Below are 19,290 nucleotides of genomic sequence, written 5' to 3'. Positions count from 1 at the left end.
CCTCTCATGACCGACAGCGAAAGCGACGCGCTGAAAAGCGCGATCGATTCGTCTAAGGGCCGTCACATCACCTTCCCGCAGGCGCTCGGCTACGGCATCGGTGATGTGTTCGGCGGCGGCCAGCTGACGTTGATCACGACGTACCTGTCGTTGTTCTGGACGCGATTCTGCGGGATGGACATCGCCACCTCGCAGTCGGTGATCGGCATGAGCGCGCTGGTGAGCGCGGTGGCGGCCCTGTTGTTTGGCGTGCTGGACGACAACCTGTACCGCTATGACGTGGGCCGGCGGTTCGGACGCCGCCGTCTGTTGCTGATGCTCATCTCGCCGCTGCTGCTCACCGGCGTGTTCCTGTGGATTCCGGGACTGCCGATCGCGGCCTACGCCGGCATGTACGTGATCTGGGTGGTGCTGGCGCAGGTGTTCGCCACCGCATACAATCCGCTGCCGGGGGAGATGACGACTGATTTCACCGGTCGTACGAAGCTGTCGACGGTGCGCCTGTTCGTGTCGACCGGCGCGGCGACGCTGATCCCGTTGGCGGGTAGTGCGGTCCTGTCCGTGACGGGCGAGGACCGGCCGATCGGGTATATGATCTTCACGATCGCGACGACCGTATTGTTTGCGTTGGCGGTGTTCGCCGCATGGCGGTTCACCTGGGAGCTGACGCCGGAGCAGGCCGGTTTCGGCGCCTATGCGCGTGGCGAGGTTCGTGACGGGCATATTGGTCTGGCGCGGTGGATGCGGCGTGCGGTCAAGGTGTTGCGCGAGTACGCGACGACGCTCGACGTGAAGGAGTTTCGCAAGCATCTGGCGATCTATCTGATGGTGCAGGTGTCGATGGACGTGTTCGGGCAGACGTTCGTGTTCTTCGTCGTCTTCGACTGGGGCAGCACCGCCGCGTTCGCCTCGCTGCTGCTCGGCTGCGCGGCGGTGTCCCTGCCGTTGATGCCGCTGTTCGGCATCGGCATGACGAAGCTGGGGCCTCGTCGCATGTACGCGATCAATTTCGCCGGATGCCTGTCGGGTGTGGCGGGTCTGCTGCTGGTGTGGGTGCTGGCGGGGCGTGTGCCGGGGCCGGTGTGGACGGTGGTGGCGGTGGCGGCTTCGTTGTGGTTCTTCGCGTTCAAGTCCCTGTGCGGTTATCTGCCGTGGGCGGTGTTCCCGTACATGGCCGACGTGGATCAGGTGGTGACGCGTCGCTACCGGTCGGCGACGTTCTCGGCGATTCAGGCGTCGTTCCGTCAGCTGTTCTCGGGGTTGGCGACGATTCTGGTGGGTGTGGTGCTGGGTGCGGTCGGGTTCGATGCGACCCGGTCGGTGCAGTCGCCGACGGCGCGGATCGGCGTGGGCGCGGTGCTGTTGGGCTGGTTCGGGGTCTCGATGATCCTGTGCTGGCTGATCTCGGCGCATTTGAGGATCGACAAGCGGACCGATGGCATGGTGCTCTCGGAGATCAACCGGTTGCAGTCCGGCGGCCGCAAGTCGGCGGTCGACAAGGAGACCCGTCGCACGATCGAGAAGCTCACCGGCATGCCCTACGACCAGGTCTGGCTCAACGGCGGACGGTGACCTCCGTTCCTTTCAGACCTTCCTTTTCAAGACCTCCTCGAACATGTCCTTTACCGGAACGAATAGCATATCCGGGTCGTTCCGGTATTTCGCCAAGGTGGCTTCGTGCATTGGATTCTTGGTGAAAAATGCTAGGGTTGTTTTCCGATATCCGCCAATGAGACCGATTCGTTCCCGCAATGCCTCGATCATCTCGGTTTCATCGACTCTGTTGCGCCATTTGCATTCACCGAGCAGTATGTGCTTTTCGGCTGGATCGGCCGCTACGAGATCGATATCCGTTTCCTCTCGTTTCATCGGATTGTTGCCCCACCATTTACCTATCTGTGTAGGCATCAGCGGTAGTGTTCCGGCACCGAAGGAACGCAGTACCCATTGCTGACACATGCTTTCGAATTGTTGTCCCACATATGTGGCGAATGGTCCACTTTGCGCGATTCGTTGGGCAAGCCTCTCTCCGTTTCCCGTTTCGATGAGGGTGACGTTGGGAGCCACGAAGCGATACCAGTATGCGAAAAATGGATCTACGATGTGGACATGGGATTTCCGTGAGGTGGGTTTCTCCCCGAAGGGCACGGCCTTTTCGATAAGCCGTAGACCTTCAAGCGTTTTCATATAGAAGGGTAGGGATGTCTGTTCGATGCCTATGCGCTCCGCAATGACCTTCGATGTGTTGCATCCGTTGCTGATGGCCTGAAGTATGGAATCATAGATGGCGGGGCTTTTGAGCTCCTCTCGTAGCAGCATCATCGGCTCTTCATACAGCAGTCCTGTCTTGTTGAAGCAGAGGGACGCTACGTTTTCCTCGTAGGTCAGATCCGGCCTGAGCTGTGCGAGATAGTATGGGGTTCCGCCGAATGTTGCGTAATACAGCACCTTATCCTGCGGTGAGCAGCTGGCGATGAATTCGGAGGCATCCAGATAATCAAACGGCTGCATACGTAGTTGTCCGGTTCGTCTGCCGTATAGAGGGCTTTTGTATCCGAGCACACGGTTTTCCATGAATCCCTGATTGCTGCCGGAAAGAATGAGCATGGTGTTGGTGTCTTTGAATCCGTGATCGATGGCGATCTGCAGGGTTGATGGCAGACTCGGTTCGGCCTCAGCGGCGTAGGGGAATTCGTCAAAGACGATGACGAGCTTCTCTCCGGTATTCTGTTGGGCCTGTTTGACGAGGTAGTCGATGGCATTGCTCCATGTCCCGAAGTTCAATACATCCGGGTATCCGAAGTATTCGGACATAGCTGCGGAGAAGGAACGAAGAACCAGTTGGGAATTCTGCTGTCGTGCAGTGAAGTACAGGGCCTTGCGTCTTGCGAGGAAGCGGTCGATCAATGCGGTCTTCCCTACGCGTCGACGCCCGTAAATCACCATCATCTCGAATCTGTCGCTGTCGTACATGCGATTCAGCGCGGTGAGCTCTTGCTGCCGTCCTACAAACATGGTTGTTTCTTTCGTCACTGGCGTACCGTCTGTGCCTGAAGATAATGATAACACTATTATAGAAAACCCTATAATAGAACATTCTATTATAGGGTTTTCTATAATAGATTCGTTGGTTCGGGGTGCCGTACGTTCTCTGTGGCTTGGGACGGGGATGCCCCGATGGGCGTACGGTGAGTCGGGCTGAGCGTACGCCCATCGGGGTGATGCCGGTTCTGTCACCCGTATTCGTATGCTGACTCCGGCCTGGCGTACGAATACGGGTGACAGGGCGAGGAAAGCCCCCGGGGACGTACGCTGAGCCGGGCTCGGCGTACGCGGAATGGGGGTCGGTCGACAATAGCCCCCTGGAACGTACGCCGTATGTGAAACGGCATACGCAAAACGGGGGTGGACGGTGGGCAACCACCGGGAACGTACACCGGCCCCATGTCCGGCGTGGTGGCTAAGGAATCCCTGTCGGTCAGAGTCGGTCGATGAGATAGAGGCGGGAGGCGAAGTCCGGGCCGATGTTGGTGTCGTTGATGCCGATATGCATGAGTTCGGCGCCGGAACGGACCACGCCGGGGGTGATGGGGGCGGTCTTGGTCTCGGTCCCGGATTCGGCATCGGCACTGGTCGCGGTCTCGGTCTTGGTGGTCCCGGCGCCGGTTCCGATGTCCTCAGCCGAGTATCCGAGTCGCCCTCGCAATGCGTCGTCGGGGCCAAGGCCCGGCCCCGGGACCGTCGTCACGCGGTACATCGCATCCGGATCGAGGCCGCGCAGATGGAGGCGCGACTTGTGCCGGTTCGGCACGCCGAGGATCACGTAGTCGCCGACGATCGCGTGCGCGCGGTCGGCCGAGACGACCATCCACGCGGCCTGCCGGTGATCGTACGGCGCACGCAGACGGTACAGATCGCCGTTGTGCAGCAGCGGCGCGTGCTCCTTGAAGAACGCGACCTGCCGTGCGATCTCGTCGAGCTCGTCATCGCCCACCCGTGTCAGATCCATCTCGTAGCCGAACGTGCCGAACATCGCGACCGACCCGCGCATCGCGAGCGACTCGGATCGCCCGGTCTGATGATTCGGTGTGATCGACACGTGCGCGCCCATCGACGAGACGGGGAAGAAGTAGCTGGTGCCGTACTGGATCGACAGGCGTTCGACCGCATCGGTGTCGTCGCTGGTCCAGATCTGCGGCGAGTAGGCGAGGATGCCCATATCGAAGCGCGATCCGCCGGACGCGCAGCCTTCGATGATGAGGTCGGGGAACGCGGCGAGCAGTCGCCGGTAGAGTGCGTACACGCCGAGGATGTAGCGGTGGAACACCTCGCCCTGATGCTCGGCGCCGCGCGTGGCGTCGTACGCCTCGGTGATGAATCGGTTCATATCCCACTTGATGTACGCCACGTTCGCGCCGTCGAGGATCGCGTGCATGCGCTCGTAGATGTGGTCGACGACCGCGGGATTCGCGAAGTTGAGCACGTACTGCTGGCGGTATACGGCGCTTGCGCGGCCTGGGGTCGCGATCACCCAGTCGGGGTGCGTCTCGTACAGGTCGGTGGCGCGGTTGACCATCTCCGGTTCGAACCACAGGCCGAACCGCATGCCGATCTCGTTGATTTTGCGCGCGATTCCGGCGACGCCTTCGGGCAGTCGCTCCGGGTTGGCGATCCAGTCGCCGAGTCCCGCGCGATCGTTGACTCGCGCGTGATTCCCGCGTCCGAACCAGCCGTCGTCGAGCACGAACAGTTCGATGCCGGCCCTGTGCGCGAGCCGCGCGAGTTCGAGCAGCTTCTCCTCGGTGAAGTCGAAGTACGTGGCCTCCCAGTTGTTGATGAGGATCGGCCGTTCGCGTCTCGTCCAGCGCGGGCGCTCCAGATGATCGAGGACGATGCGGTGGAGGGTCTGGCTCAGGGCGTTCAATCCGTGATCGGTGTAGCCGAGCAGCGCCTCGGGGCTCTGGAACGATTCGCCGGGCGCGAGCCGCCACGCGAATCCGGCCGGGTTGATGCCGAGCTGGAGTCGCGTGGCGCCGTACGCGTCGACCTCGGCGTGCAGGTCGAAGTTGCCCGAGTAGACGAACGACAGGGAGAACGCCTCGCCCCGGTCCTCGTTGGTGTCGGGGCGGGCGAAGAGAGCGTTGGGGCTGAAGTAGGGGCTGCTCGCGCCCCACATCGAGGCGACGCTTTGCACGCCCGGGTGCAATGGCTGGCGATGCGGCTCGCGTTCGCGCGCCCATGCGCCGGTGAACTCGATCATCTCGTAGTCGCTGTCCGGCAGGTCGAGGTTCAGGCTTGCGAGGCGTTCGATCGTGACCGGCTTGCCGCCGTGGTTCGCGATCCTCACACTGCGGGCGATGACCGGCTCGTTGCGGAAGATCGTGTAGTTCAGGGTTGCGGTCAGGCCGGTCAAGTCGTCGACGAGGTTGATGCTCAGGGTTTCGGCACCGGTATCATCCGGAGTCGAAGCCGCGTATGTGGCGGGCAGCCCCTCGAGCTCCGGCTTTCCGGGCGCGACCCGGTACCCCGCGTACCGGAAGTCGGTGATGCGCGAGCCGTTGCCTTGCAGCACGGTGATCGCGGGACCACGGAAATCGCCGCGCCCGTATTCAGGGAACTCCTGGCGCGACTGCTCGATATGCAGCTCGCCGTGCTCGTCGGCGGTGGTCGCCTGCACGCGGAATCCGTCGTCGACGAGGTAGCCGAAGTCGGCGCGATCGGGCACCGCCGCACCGGTGTACAGGTTGATGAGTTTGCCCTCGACGACTTTGAGGATCATGCTCACCCGCCCATTGGTCAGGTGGAACTGGTTCAGGTCCTCATTGACTGTGATCAGGGACGTCATAGGGTCTTCCCTTCGTTGCGAACACGGCATGGTTATCGTTAACCATAGCGTATCACCCCGCAGCCGGTTTTGCATCACGCCTCCGCATTGAGCAGGCGCTCGAGATGATCATCGGCTACATTCAGGCTGGTTTCCCCGATGCCACACTCAAGCAGGTGGAGCATCAGGCGCCGAAGATCGCGATCAGGAACGACTGACCGTTGGTTCCGTGGCCCGCAGGTACTCCCGCAGGAACGGGATGGCGAAGTCGACGCGGCCCCGTGCCGGCGCGGTGATGACGTGATCATCGAGTAGCCGTTGCCGGTAGATGTTGGCGTAGTCCATGCTCTCTCCCATGCGCGATGCCACCACTGATGTCGATGACGGCCCATCATCCTGGGCCATCGCGCGCAGGTAGTCGACCGCGCGTTCGGAGAGCTGGTTGACGACCGGGGCGCATACGCCCTCGCCCAGCTTCGCACGCGCCTGCTCGACACCCGAACGTACGTCGTCGAAGAGTATGGCGTTGCCGCTCACGGACGGGGTGGTGTTTTCGCGTCGTCTGGCCTGTCGCCAGATGTGGTAGCCGACCAGCTGGATCATGTACGGATATCCGCCGGTCGATTCCGTCGCCAGAGTCAGGGCGTCGTCGCTGATCGCAACGTCCGCACCGCGGATCGAAGTGGACAGTGCGTGACGAACGTCATCGAGCGGGACGTCGCCGAGCTGCTTGATCGATGAGCGACGCAGGAACGTGAGCACTTTGGCGTTCAGCAGGTCGGGAACCAGTGAGGGCAGTCCTGCGAACACGAACGCCACTTCGGCGTTGTCGCGCAACATGTGCTGGGCGGCGGTGGCGATGGCGGTCATGTCCTCCATCGAGGCGTCCTGCGTCTCGTCGATGGTGATGAGCAGGCCCTTGCCTTTGCCAAGGGTTTTCAGTCTGGCAGTCATCGCGTCACGGAGCGTCGACGGCCGCAGGGCTGGAGCAATGCTCAGTTCGCCGAGCTGGCGCCCATCGCGGACGGTTTGATGGTTAATCCCGCGATCCGTCCCGATTCAGGGGCGATGCGGGAGATGAGTCGATCGCACAGGCCGTTCGAAGCGGTTTCGTCGATGACTTCCCAATGATGGGTTTTCGCGATCAGTCCGAGTTCGGTGAGCATTACCGTTTTGCCGCTGCCCCGCGGTCCGGTGATGAGCATGAGCCGGTCGGGCGCTCCGGGGCCGTCCTCCAGTCCTTCACGGAAATCCATGCTCACGGATTCGCGCCCGATGAGCACGGGAGGCATGACGCCTGCGGTCGGTTTGAACGGATTGGGAGGGAACGGCATGTTGAGCTCCTTCGACCTCACGACAATGTACCGTACTCAGTATAACAAATAGAAAATCTATAGAACAAAGTCTTTTCGTGTGCTGGAGTGTCTGCTATGGCAGCGTTTGCAGGTGATTTTGGCATATCAAGTGTGCGGCAAATAGAACAAATAGAACAAATAGAACAGGTGGATAAGCGCTGCATGGGTGCGGCTGGCGTTCCCTGCTCGGCATCGGTCTGCGTGGTTCTGTGCGGTGTTCCGATTCCGGTAACGGCGTACGGATACCGTGGCTTGAAGGAGGGTAACCTCGCGGAGCGTACGCTGAGGATTCGTCAGCGTACGCTCCGCGAGGCTTGATCCTGCTTGTCACCCGTATTCGTACGCTGCCACGCTCGCAACGTACGAATACGGGTGATTGGATGCCGATGACCCCGGAGAGCGTACGCTGACGAAGTCTCAGCGTACGGGGAATGGGGTTCTGGGTTTGGGCTGAGCCCGGGTGTTTCGCCGTGAGCCGTCAGCGTACGGGGAATGGGGTTCTGGGGTCCCGGAGACATGGGGGCCCGTACCCGGAGCCCCGGGAGACTCAGCGGCAGGGGCGGGTGAGGGGCTGCCAGGGGTCGAGTTCGACCGGTTCGGCGGTGAGCAGAGCCCGGGTGGCGTCATCAAGGTATTCCTTGCGGATGATGAGCTCGGTGACGAAGCGGTCGAACCACTTGTCGGACATCACGTAGTAGCCGTCGACGCCGGCGTCCTTGCCCCAGCTGTTCTCCACCTTCCAGCGATCCGGCCTGCCGTCGGAGTCGAGGTTCACGCCGGTGAAGGTCATCGCGTGGTTGCTCGGGCTGTCGGCGTACTCGAGGGCGTCGGCCTTGTCGAGCGTGAACTCGGTGCCGAACAGCTGGTCGACGCGCACGACCGACTGGTCGAAGAAGCCCTCCTTGCGCAGCGAGAACTGCGTGCAGTCGCAGGCGAACCAGATCGGGTGTCCGGCCGAAAGCTGGTCGATCGCGGCCTTCTTGAACACGTCGAGCGGCACGTTGACGAACTCCATGTCGCCGGCCTCGGCCACGTTCGCCGTGTAGCGGATGCGGTATCGCGTGTTGAACGGCGTGCGCGCCATCGGCGCGTTGGCGAGGGTCGCGAAATCATTGACGTCGACCGGCACGTACTTCCGGTAGAACTCCAGCGGGGTGATGCCGGTCTCTCGGATCTGCGGGCGATCGTCCTTGCCGGACTTGTCCTTGTCCTTCTTCTCCGACTTCTTCTCCGACTTCTTCTCCGACTTCTCAGCCGAATCGCCCTTCTTGCCGTCCTTATCCCCGTCCTCGTCGTCGTCCTTCACGCGCGCGAGGAAATCGAACCGTTCCGGCGGCTCACCGAGCGCGATCGAGCAGATGCGGTAGACGACTGACATGTACTCGTCCTTGATCGCCCGCAGTTCCTCCGCGCCCGTGCCATCGGCCGCATGGCGACGACGCAGCTCGATCGCGAACTCGCGCAGCTTCGAGTTGAGGTACTGCTTGAAGTCGTCGGAATTGCGCGAATTCGCCGACTCCGGGTACGCGCTCTTCGGCACCAGACCGTACTTGTTCACCAGCGCCGCGAACATCTGCCACCATCCGCCGTCATCGGACGGACCGTCGTTGATGATCTCGAACAGACGGTCGTCGCTCGGACGATCAAGCGTCGACAGCACGTTCTCGAGGTACGTGTTCGACTTCTCCATCGTGTCCCAGAAGAACAGGTAGGACTCGGAGAACTCGAAATCCTCGAGATTCCAACGGTGCATGAGCTCATAGCGCAGCGTGTTGAGCGAGGCGAACATCCAGCATCGGCCCGAACGCTCCTGATCGGTGATCGACCCCTGCTTGAGCTCGATCGAGAAGTCGCGCGGCAGCTCGCGCACGCCGCGGTAGTCGGTCGCCGCCTTGAGCACGCCGGCCGACACGGCCGCGTTCGCCGCGACGAGGTTCGCGCGCTCGCCGTTGAAGTCCCTGGAATAGTCGCGCAGCAGCTGAGGCTTGATCGCCTTGCCCTCGTTGAGATCCGTGTTCGTCATTGATGCTCCCGCCTGATGAATGGCCTGATATATGGCCCGATGAATGATGTCGGCTGACCGTTCGGTCGTGTCCGCGATCGAGCGCAAAGTCCAGCGGCAGTATACGACCATCGTCTGCTAAGGCAAAATTCTCCGCACGCGATCCGTGATGGTTGTGTCCTCCCGTCTTAAGGGCCGGGTTCTCTCCACGAGGTGAGATCCCGGCCCCGGGCGGGAGGTTTTTCATATGCGCCCGAACCGCCTGAGATTTCCGGTCGGTTCCAGATATCGGTCTCCGGTTGTATCCAGTCGATCCTCGGTCTCGGTCTCCGGGTCCCCCGCGTGCCCCGGCCATTCCCCCGGTCGTCGGTCTCCAGTGCCACTCAACGTGTTTTTGGGTGATTATCGCGTCGAGTGGCAGCATCGCGTGCCATTCAATGAAGAAACGGGCGATTTTTGCGTTGAGCGGCAGTTTCTTCTGCTGCTCGGCGGTTATTCCGTGGCGTGAGGGTATCAAGAATGGCCATTTTCCAATGATTCGCACAGTGCGGCTCAGGGTCGCTCGTGTGGCCGACTGCCGCTCAACGCGATATTGGTCGATAATCGCGTTGAGCGGCACGGAATCTTGCCACTCAACGCGATTTTTCGCTAAATCAGGCTTGAGTGGCAGGGAATCCGCCTCGAGGTGCCTCACAGCACGGAGCGGGTGTCGTTTTCGTAGGAATTGCGGCCCTGACCGGTGGCCGCGGTGGTGCCGCCGTCGACCGGCACGACCAGTCCGGTCAGGTATGCGGCGTCGTCGGAGGCGAGGAACAGGGCGATGCCGGCGCAGTCCTCGGCCCGGCCTGTACGGCCCAGAGCCACGCGGTCGAGGTACGGCTTGACACGTTCGGGATCGGTCCACACCTCCTTGTTGATGTCGGTTTCGATGAAGCCGGGCGCGAACGCGTTGACGCGCACGCCCTTGGCGCCGTAGTCGAGGGCGACGCAGCGCACGAATCCGTTCATCGCGTGCTTGGTGGAGTTGTACGCGGTCTGCCCCCAGTCGCCGCGCAATCCGGAGACCGACGTGTCGACGACGATGTTGCCGTACGACTTGATCAGGTGCGGCAACGCCTCCTTGGTCAGGTAGAACAGGCCATCGAGGTTGACGGAGAACAGTTTGTGCCACACCTCGTCGGACACGTGTTCGACCTCGCCGCCCTCGAAGACGCCCGCGTTGGAGACGACGACGTCGAGGTGTCCGAACTCCTCGACGACGGAGTTCACGAGTTCCGCCACCTGCTCGTGGCTGGAGACGTCGGTGATGTGCGTGTGGCCGCGTTCGTAGCCGGCGACCGTCTCGTCGAGCGGCGCCTGCCGACGTCCGACCGCGACGACCGTGGCGCCGTTGTCGAGGAAGGCGCGGGTGACGGCCCGCCCGATGCCGGTGCCGCCGCCCGTGACGATGACGACTTTGCCCTCGAAATGATATGTATTGCTGGTCATGAAGATCCCCTTCGATTAGGTTGTGCGATGGTCGGTTGACGGCCGCCCATTCTTTACTGTAGTGATCGCAGTCGCATGGCATGCGGATGGCTGATGTGATCTGCATGTAATTGACTGGGAATGAGTGAACAGGATGGAATATGATGAAAAGCGACCTATGCTTGATCCGGCCTGACCACGCGGGCCGTACGCTGAGGGTTTGCCAGCGTACGTCGGACGTGGGTTGATGCCGGTCGTCACCCGTATTCGTATGCTTGCGGCGCGGCACCGTACGAATACGGGTGATAGGGCGCTGATGACCACGGGGAACGTACGCTGCCTGCGTGGTAGCGTACGGAGATAGGGGGTCGGATGCCGATGGCCACGAGGAACGTACGCCGTATGTCCGGCGGAGTGCGGAAACGGGGATAGGATGCCCGGATGCCACAGGGAACGTACGCCGGGCCCAGCCTGGCCTCGCCTACACTGGATACCTATGAGCAAGCATCATCATCGCGATCGCAGCTGGGCGCCCGCGCCCGAATCACTGCCGACGGACGCGCAGGTCATCGACAATCACACGCACGTTGCCTCGGTCGTGCCGTTCGCGCGGGCGATGAGTCACGAGGCCGTCGCCAAGGGCCAGCCGGAGGTGCCGGTCTACGGCGTCGACGAGCTGCTCGCGCAGGCGGCGGCGGTCGGCGTGACCGGGATCATCGACTGCGGCTGCGAATACCCGAACATGCAGAAGGCGATCGACATGGCCGTCGACCACCCCGGGCAGGTGCACGCGGCGATCGCCATCCACCCCAACGAGGCCGTGCGCCACGGACATCGCGCCGAACCCGGCCCCGACGGACTGCCCGTCACTTACAAGCCGTACCACGACGTCAGCTTCGACGACGCGATGGCCGAAGTCGCCCGACTCGCCCGCGCCTACCCGGATCAGGTCGTCGCGATCGGCGAGACCGGCATGGACCTGTTCCGCACCGGCGGCAACGCGATCGCCCTGCAACGGGAGGCGTTCCGCGCGCACATCGCGCTCGCCAAGGAGCTCGGCCTGCCGATGCAGATCCACGACCGCGATTCGCACAAGGAGGTCATCGAAACGCTGCTGGCCGACGGTGCGCCGGAACGCACGGTGTTCCACTCCTATTCCGGTGACGCCGAGATGGCCGAGATCGCGCGTGAGCACGGCTGGTACCTGAGTTTCTCCGGCACGGTGAGCTACAAGGGCAACGACGGGATCCGCGAATCGCTGCGCATCGTCGGCCTCGATCACGCGATGGTCGAAACCGATGCGCCGTATCTGACGCCGATGCCGTACCGCGGCCGCACGAATGCGCCGTACATGATCCCCTACACGCTGCGTGCGATGGCCGACACCCTCGATCTTCCCCTCGCCGAGGTCGCCCGCGGCACCCGCAACACCACCCGCACCGTCTACGGAGTGTGAGCGGCGTCCGGTTCCCTGAATCATGGTCATACGTTGGGATAAGGTAAGCGTTAAGAATTTGTGAGGTTTTCGTTAGGGCGCTACCATGTCCTTTCGAAATAGACGTCGAACAGTCCAAATAATCGTCCGACGGGAAGTTTAGGGAAGATCGCGGGTTGCAGTTGGTCCCGCGCGAAGACCGGTGGAGGACCGAACGTATGGCTGAGTCGAATCAGAGGCCCGAACGCGCCCGAAAAGGCAGCGGCGACGCTCAGGGCATCGATCAGAGCGTCAGCAACGCTACCAATTCCAGCAGTGTCAGCAGCAACGTCAATAGCACCAATAGCGCCAACAGCAGCGCCAAGTCTAGAGGCGAATCCGGCGGCAGGCCGCGGGTCGGCGGCAGGCCGGCAAGCGTCCCGCCGACGGCGACCCCGGCGGTGAAGACCGCCGAGAAGGCCGCCGTGGCCAAGGCCCGTCAGGAGAAGGAGGCCCTGCTGCGTGCCGACACCTTCACCAACGCGCCGAAGGTCTCCCGACGCACCCTCACCAAGGAGGAGCGTCAGGAGCTCGTCAAGCAGGCCGAGGCCAAGAACAAGGAGGCCGAGAAGCTCGCCAACACCGCGGCTCGCGGTCGATTCGGCCGCTGGTGGGCGCGCCTGCAGTCCGGTCCGGACAAGGTCACGTGGGGCATGGCGATCGTCGCGCTCGGCGTCGTCTACGGCGACATCGGCACCTCGCCCCTCTACACCGCGCAGACGTTCCTGTCCGGCCAGGGCGGCATCGGCAACGCCGACCGCGAGGCCGTTCTCGGCATGCTTTCGCTGGTGTTCTGGTCGATCACGCTGATCACCACCGTCAAGTACGTGCTCATCGCGATGCGCATCGACAACAACGGCGAGGGCGGCATCTTCGCCCTCTACTCGCTGATCCGCCGCTACGGCGCATGGCTGGCGATTCCCGCGATGATCGGCGGCGCCGCGTTCCTCGCCGATTCGGTGCTGACGCCGGCCGTGTCGATCAGCTCCGCGGTCGAGGGTCTGCAGACCCTGCCGCCACTCGAGGGGCTCTTCAATGAGAATCCGAGTCTGACATTGATGATCACCGTTGTGATCATCGTCGTGCTGTTCATGGTGCAGTCACGCGGCACCGAGTCGATCGGCAAGGTGTTCGGCTCGATGGTGCTCATCTGGTTCAGCTTCCTCGCCGTCGTCGGCATCGTGAACCTATCCAACGACTGGACCGTGTTCGCAGCTCTCAACCCGGTCTACGGCATCGAGTTCCTGTTCAGCCCGCACAACGCCGCCGGCATCGCCCTGATGGGCACGGTGTTCCTGTCGACCACCGGCGCCGAGGCGCTCTACTCCGACATGGGCCATGTGGGACGCGGCAACATCTACTTCACGTGGCCGTTCATCAAGATCGCCCTCGTCTTCAACTACTTCGGTCAGGGCGCGTGGATCCTCGCGAACAATCGCAATCCCGAATACACCACGATGAAGACGCTCAACCCGTTCTTCCAGATGATGACCCCGAACGTGCGCTACATCGCCGTGATCCTGTCGGTCACGGCCGGCGTGATCGCCTCGCAGGCCCTCATCACCGGCGCGTTCACGATGGTCTCCGAGGCCACGCGACTCAACTGGATGCCGCATCTGCAGGTGCGCTACCCGGCCCGTACGCGCGGTCAGCTGTACATTCCGGTCGTCAACGGCGTGCTGTGCGTCGCGACCCTGCTCGTGCTCGCCCTGTTCAAGGACTCCGAGCACATCTCCGCCGCGTACGGTCTTGCGCTGACGATCACGATGATCACGACGACCGTGCTGCTCGCCGTATACATCTGGCACGACCGCCATCGCGTCGGTGCGATCGTGTTCCTGCTGGTGTTCCTCGCGATCCAGTTCATGTTCTTCATCGCCTCGATGGCCAAGTTCCTGCACGGCGGCTGGTTCACGATGCTGCTGACCATCGCGATCCTGTTCGTCATGTACACGTGGAACGAGGGCACGAAGCTGGAGCGCGCGCAGCGCCGCCACATGCAGCGTCAGGACTTCCTGCCCACGCTGGAGAAGCTGCACGGCGACTTCCGCATTCCGTACTTCGCGGACAACATCGTCTACCTGACCTCCGATAACATCATGAAGAGGCTCGACACGGACATCTTCTTCTCGATCTTCGCCGATCACCCCAAGCGCGCCCGCGCATGGTGGGCGGTGAGCGTCGAGACCACCGACGAGCCGTTCACCCGCGAGTACGAGGTCGAGAACTTCGGCACGAACTTCCTGTTCCGCGTGCGCATCCGTCTGGGATTCAAGGTCTCGCAGTCGATTCCGGCGTACCTGCACCAGATCATGCACGACCTGTCGAAGACGGGGGAGCTGCCGCAGCAGAAGTCGATCTACCCGAAGGTGGATGCCGATCCGAACATCGGCACGATCCGCTACGTGCTGATCCACAAGGCGCTGATGCCGGAGTCGAAGGTCTCCGCGCGCGGCGCGCTGTCGCTGTCGGTCAAGTACGCGATCCGCCATGTGGCGGGATCGCCGGTCAAGTGGTTCGGTCTGGCGCCGTACAACCCGCTGGTCGAGGTGCAGCCGCTGTTCGTCTCGACCCGCCGCCCGCCGCGCCTGAAGCGCACCGAGCGCATCGACCGCGACGAGCCCATCACCGCCAACATCCCCCCGGTCAAGTAACCGGTCAAGTAACCCACCCAACCCTATAAGCAACGCTTATACCCGCTGCCGCGCGTCGCAACATATCCGCATTAAGGTAACCAACCATGTGCAGATTATTGGGATACGCGACAGCCGGGTTCAACCTCAGCCTCAACGCTATCCTTGGCACAGAAGACGTCGTGGAATACCGCGAGATGAGCGAGATCCACAACGATGGCTGGGGATGCTCGATGCTGTACGAGCCGGTGGAGACCCCCGGCACCCAGGACGGCGGCGCACCGGCCCCCGAGACCGGCACCAAGCTCTACAAGACCACCGTCGCCGCCCGACTCGATCCGGTGTTCCCCGAACTCGCCTCCGAGCCGGCGCGCGGCGCCCTGTGGCATCTGCGTCTCGCCTCCTCCAACCTGCCGCTGATCCTCGAGAACCAGCAGCCGTTCTTCACCAACGGCCTGAGCTTCATCCACAACGGCGACATCTCCGACTCCCACGGCCGCAACATCGTCACCAACGACCAGTACCCGGTGAGCAACAGCGTGTTCCTGTCCACCGGCGGCCGCTCCGATTCGGCGATCTTCTTCGCCGTGATCCTCGAGTACCTCGGTTTCGGATACGAGCTCGACGAGGCCCTCGCGCAGGCCGTGCGCGAGCTGCGTCAGGCGTACCCGCGCTCCAGCTACAACTGCATGATCCAGTCGCAGGACCAGTTCATCGCCCTGAACGCGGCCGGCCGCGAGCGCACGTCGTCGCGTATCGTCGAGATCTACGACGAGTACGGTCAGGGCGAGAAGGCGCTCGACTACCGTGTGATGCGCTATCGTGCGCTGACCGATGAGGATGGCGCCCCGGCGGGCATCGTCGTCGCTTCCTCCGGCTTCGAGCAGACCGAGGCCGACGGCTGGGCCGAGCTTGGCAACGACCAGATGATCGTCGCCTCCAACCGCACCGGCGAGTGGTCCATCCGCTCGATCTAGCGGTTCGCTCTACAATGGGGCTCATGATCCCCACACTTGAGCAGATCGACGAGCTGCACCATAAGATCGCCCCTTCCGAGGCCGCCTACGACCTCGTTCACACGCATTGCGTGATCGTTTCGCGCATCGCCCGCGCTCTGGCGCATCGGCAGAACGCGCTGTTCATGCGTCGCTGCACGCTGCCGGCCGGTTCCCCCGAACTCGATCGCGATCCCGATTCGGCGGGCGCGTCCCTGCTGACACTCGGCACGCCGGCCGACGCCTCCGGTGATGCCTCCGGTACCCGGACCGACGTCCCGCAGCTCGACTTCGCCGTCGCCCCGTCCGACGACATCACCGGTGGCCGCGTGCCCCCGCGTCTGATCGACGAGCGACTCGTCACGATCGGCGGTCTGCTGCACGATATCGGCACCTATCAGGTGTTCAAGCACGACGGCAACGACGGCGAGCCGCTCAAGTTCAGCGGCAAGCAGTACATCAAGCACGGTCTGCTCGGCTACGAGTACCTGCTGGAGAACGGCGTCGACGAGTCGATCGCCCAGTTCGCGCGCAATCACACCGGCGTCGGCCTGACGCGCGAGGATGTCGAGCGTCAGGGACTGCCGTTGCCGCCGGCCGATTACGTGCCGGTCAACCTGGAGCAGGAGACCGTGATGGTGGCCGACAAGTACAACAGCAAGTCCCTGCCGCCGAAGTTCGTCACGGCCGAGGCGTACACGCGCCGCGCCGCGAAGTTCGGCGAGGAGAACCGCCGCCGCTGGCTGGAGCTCCTCGATCAGTACGGCGTGTTCGACGTGCGCCCGATGGCCGCCGAATACCACATGATCGTCATCTGACGGGTCGTCCATCGGCCACGGGCCGGCTCAGTCGGCGAGCCTGTAGACCTTGTCGGCTCGATCGGCGACCTCGTCCGAGGAGGTCACGATGATGGCGGCGCGCTTCGGATCGCGGGCGTGGGCGATCGAGACGATGAGGTCGAGGATCGCCCTGGCGTCGTTCGCGCTCAGGCCCTTGGTCGGCTCGTCGAGGATCAGCGTGTCCGACTCGCAGCTGATCGCACGGGCGATCGCCACGCGACGCTGTTCGACCAGCGCCAGCTCGCGCACCTTCCTGCCGCTCGTCGCCTCGCCGAATCCGACCTTCGCGAGGAACTCGCGCGCCGCGATCGGCTTGGGCTTCAGATACGTGCGGCCGGACGCGTTCATCGCGTACAGGACGTTCGACTCCGCGTCGAGATCGCCGCGCACCGCGAACCGCTGCGGCACGATGCCCAGACGGTGGCCGCGCAGCTCGCCGACCTCGAGTTCGAGCAGGTTCGCGCTCTTCGCCATCGCGGAGCCGGCGGTCGGCGCCTGGAATCCGCCGAGCACCTCCATCATCGTGACGCGCTGCTCGGCGTCATCCGCGTCGGGCAGCACGCGCACCGCGTACAGTTCGCCCGCGTAGAACGCCATCGACGTGTCATCGAGCACATGACGGCCGGACTTGCGATTCGTGGTCGTCGCGTGGTTGAGCGAGAAGTTCGGATACGACTTCAGCAGCACGCGATCCGCGACCTGCTTGTCCACCTCGGATTCGGCCTTCGACTCGGAATGACGCAGCTCGTTCGGGTCTCCGTGCCCGCCGTTCGCCATCGCGTCGCCCGCCAGCGCCATCGTCTCGTTGACGCGACGCGCGTTCGCTTCGGTTGCGGCGGCGCTGGTCTCGCCCGGCACCGTGCCGGCGTCGGCGTCCGCATTGCCGTTCGATCCCGTAGGATCGGACGTTTCCGGGCCCGCTGCGGCCCGGTTTTCGTCCGATCCCGTAGTATCGGACGTTTCCGAGCCCGCAGAGGCACGGTTTTCGTCCGATCCCGCAGTATCGGACGTTTCCACGGCCTCCGAGGCCTCGTTTTCGTTCGATCCTGCAGTATCGGCCAGTGCGGCGAGGTCCGCCGACTCGTCATCGTCGTCGAATGTGAAGCTGAAGGACACCTCGGGGGCGGCGGACTCGTCCGCATCCGGTCCGTCGGCCTTGATGGGGGAGTCCGGCGTCGGCTTGTCGTCCGGCTGCTCGTCGATCTGATCCGTCTGATCGGTCTGATCGGTGTTCTCGGTCATCTCATCCTCCACGTTGGTGTCTTCGGCCTTCATCTCGGTGTCCTCGGTGTCCTCGATGTCCTTGCCATCCTTGCTGCTCATGCCTTCACCTCCGTACCGAGCTGCGCGTCATCGTAGGCGACCGGCGCGAACAGCTTCGCGTAGTTGAACGTCGCCACGCGCAGCATCGCGATGATCGCCAGCACGATCGTCACGCCCAGCGAATCCCACACGAGCGTCCACACGATCGTGGAGGTGACGGGCGTCGCGTGACCGCCGGCCAGTGCGGCGCCGATCGACTTGACGCCGAAACCGCCGGCGAGCAGTCCGATCGCGATCGGAACCACGGTGATCATGAACGTCTCGACCATGAACTGCCAGCCGAGGCGACCCTTGGACACGCCGGAGACGAACGCCATGCCGATCTCGTCGGTGCGGCCGAACCACGTGCGGGCGGCGGTCAGCACCAGCAGCAGCACGATGCCGCCGATCGCCAGCGCCCATGTGGCCGGGCGGACCTTGGCGGCCAGCGCGTCGAGCGGCTCGATCGACTTCTCATACGCGGCCAGCGACGGCGACGTGATCTCGTATCCGTTGGGCAGCTTCGCCTTCGTGGCGAGCTTGACGAACTGGTTGTACGTGTCGACGTCGGTGAAGTCGAAGATCACGTTGAGATCCGGCACGGACCAGGAGTCCGCCTTGGGGGAGTCGGGGTCGAGGCCGAACGTGTAGGCGGTGGCGTAGGCCGTGTAGATCACGTTCTCGCGATTCTCCTTGGCGAGCTTCGCGGCGGAGGCATCGGAGGTGGTGCCATTCGTGGCGGTGACGTCGCCCGTGTACTCGTAGATGCCGCGCACCTTGAACTCGTACGTCTTCTTCGTATCGGTCGGATCGCCCACCTTGAACGTGTCGCCAACCTTGAGGCCGTTCTTCTCTGCCACGGACTTCGAGATCAGCGCGCCGGTGGCCTTGGTGTCGGTGAAGACGAGCCCCTTGCCGTCGACGATCCTGTACGTGCCGTAGTCGTTGGCCTTCGCGGCCTTCGCATCATAGAAGCTGCGCAGCTGGAACTCGCCGCCCGTCTTGTCGGCGGATTCGTCGGCCGAGCCGGGAATCGCCTTGAACGTGTCGCCCTGACGCACCGGGAGCGTCTCCGTGAAGGTGTACGTGAACGACACGCTCTTCTCCTGCGCGGCGATCGCGTACGGGTTGTAGTCGGTGAACTTCAGATACTTCGATGCGGTCGACTTGGCGTCGTCGGCCTTCATCGCGGCCGCGGTCTTCGCGGTGGGGCGGAGCACGGCGTTCGGGGTCTGCGCGTTGTAGTCGGTGCCGTGCGCGTCGGACTGCTCCTGCAGGATCGCGAGCGAGGCGATGGTGCCGAACGAGACGAGGAGCGCGACCACCACGGTCAGCGCTGAGATCGCCCAGCTGCGCGTTACCGCGCGCCAGGCGTTAGTGAGAACGAACATGCGCTACT

The 19,290-nt window shown here is 63.3% G+C and carries 14 protein-coding genes; 6 read left to right on the top strand and 8 right to left on the bottom strand.

The window, feature by feature from the left end:
• The first annotated feature begins 6 nt into the window (after positions 1–6).
• Positions 7–1,572: an MFS transporter gene (locus BCAL_RS06740; protein ID WP_052401198.1), complete on the top strand. Its 1,566-nt coding sequence runs from the start codon at positions 7–9 to the stop codon at positions 1,570–1,572.
• Between the two features lie 12 nt (positions 1,573–1,584).
• On the opposite strand, the gene BCAL_RS06735 is transcribed toward BCAL_RS06740, so the two are convergent.
• The 5 genes from BCAL_RS06735 to BCAL_RS06720 all read right to left on the bottom strand — a co-directional run bounded on the left by BCAL_RS06735 (position 1,585) and on the right by BCAL_RS06720 (position 9,202).
• Entirely contained in the window at positions 1,585–3,033 is a 1,449-nt protein-coding gene (locus BCAL_RS06735) for an ATP-binding protein (protein ID WP_238549647.1), read from the bottom strand.
• A gap of 445 nt (positions 3,034–3,478) precedes the next feature.
• Positions 3,479–5,845 (bottom strand): alpha-galactosidase, encoded by a 2,367-nt coding sequence (locus BCAL_RS06730; protein ID WP_043166726.1) that lies wholly within the window; start codon positions 5,843–5,845, stop codon positions 3,479–3,481.
• 183 nt (positions 5,846–6,028) lie between these two features.
• Positions 6,029–6,778, bottom strand: a complete 750-nt coding sequence (locus tag BCAL_RS06725; RefSeq protein WP_238549646.1) for a hypothetical protein — start codon at positions 6,776–6,778, stop codon at positions 6,029–6,031.
• Positions 6,779–6,819: 41 nt separating this feature from the next.
• Complete coding sequence (locus BCAL_RS13735) at positions 6,820–7,158, bottom strand: P-loop NTPase family protein (protein WP_238549645.1); 339 nt, start codon at positions 7,156–7,158, stop codon at positions 6,820–6,822.
• Positions 7,159–7,726: 568 nt separating this feature from the next.
• Positions 7,727–9,202: a C1 family peptidase gene (locus BCAL_RS06720; RefSeq protein ID WP_043166728.1), complete on the bottom strand. Its 1,476-nt coding sequence runs from the start codon at positions 9,200–9,202 to the stop codon at positions 7,727–7,729.
• A 355-nt stretch (positions 9,203–9,557) separates the two neighbouring features.
• Between BCAL_RS06720 and BCAL_RS13950 the strand changes: the two genes are divergently transcribed.
• A complete protein-coding gene (locus BCAL_RS13950; protein ID WP_274518251.1) occupies positions 9,558–9,689 on the top strand; it encodes a hypothetical protein in 132 nt (43 codons plus the stop codon).
• A 182-nt stretch (positions 9,690–9,871) separates the two neighbouring features.
• Here the strand turns inward: BCAL_RS13950 and budC are convergent, their stop codons facing one another.
• On the bottom strand, positions 9,872–10,669 hold the full coding sequence (gene budC, locus BCAL_RS06715) for a meso-2,3-butanediol dehydrogenase (protein WP_043166731.1): 798 nt from the start codon (positions 10,667–10,669) through the stop codon (positions 9,872–9,874).
• Between the two features lie 475 nt (positions 10,670–11,144).
• Between budC and BCAL_RS06710 the strand changes: the two genes are divergently transcribed.
• The 4 genes from BCAL_RS06710 (at position 11,145) to BCAL_RS06695 (ending at position 16,568) form a co-directional block, all read left to right on the top strand.
• The gene (locus tag BCAL_RS06710; RefSeq protein WP_043166733.1) at positions 11,145–12,104 is read left to right on the top strand and encodes a TatD family hydrolase; all 960 of its coding nucleotides are present in this window, start codon (positions 11,145–11,147) and stop codon (positions 12,102–12,104) included.
• Between the two features lie 197 nt (positions 12,105–12,301).
• A complete protein-coding gene (locus tag BCAL_RS06705) occupies positions 12,302–14,776 on the top strand; it encodes a KUP/HAK/KT family potassium transporter (RefSeq protein WP_223847683.1) in 2,475 nt (824 codons plus the stop codon).
• Between the two features lie 86 nt (positions 14,777–14,862).
• Positions 14,863–15,732: a class II glutamine amidotransferase gene (locus tag BCAL_RS06700; protein WP_043166736.1), complete on the top strand. Its 870-nt coding sequence runs from the start codon at positions 14,863–14,865 to the stop codon at positions 15,730–15,732.
• A 23-nt stretch (positions 15,733–15,755) separates the two neighbouring features.
• Positions 15,756–16,568, top strand: coding sequence for an HD domain-containing protein (locus tag BCAL_RS06695; protein WP_420796820.1), 813 nt, complete (start codon positions 15,756–15,758; stop codon positions 16,566–16,568).
• A gap of 27 nt (positions 16,569–16,595) precedes the next feature.
• Here the strand turns inward: BCAL_RS06695 and BCAL_RS06690 are convergent, their stop codons facing one another.
• Complete coding sequence (locus BCAL_RS06690; protein WP_052119243.1) at positions 16,596–17,912, bottom strand: ATP-binding cassette domain-containing protein; 1,317 nt, start codon at positions 17,910–17,912, stop codon at positions 16,596–16,598.
• Positions 17,909–19,282 carry an ABC transporter permease gene (locus BCAL_RS06685; protein WP_081887322.1) on the bottom strand — a complete coding sequence of 458 codons (1,374 nt, stop codon included), beginning with the start codon at positions 19,280–19,282 and terminating at the stop codon, positions 17,909–17,911. The genes BCAL_RS06690 and BCAL_RS06685 overlap by 4 nt, the downstream gene beginning before the upstream one ends.
• Positions 19,283–19,290: the final 8 nt, after the last annotated feature.

Origin of the sequence: Bifidobacterium callitrichos DSM 23973 (genome assembly GCF_000741175.1) — a bacterium.
Classification (GTDB): Bacteria; Actinomycetota; Actinomycetes; order Actinomycetales; family Bifidobacteriaceae; genus Bifidobacterium; species Bifidobacterium callitrichos.
Note: the sequence above shows the minus strand (reverse complement) of the source record. Positions and strands in the feature narration are given on the sequence as shown.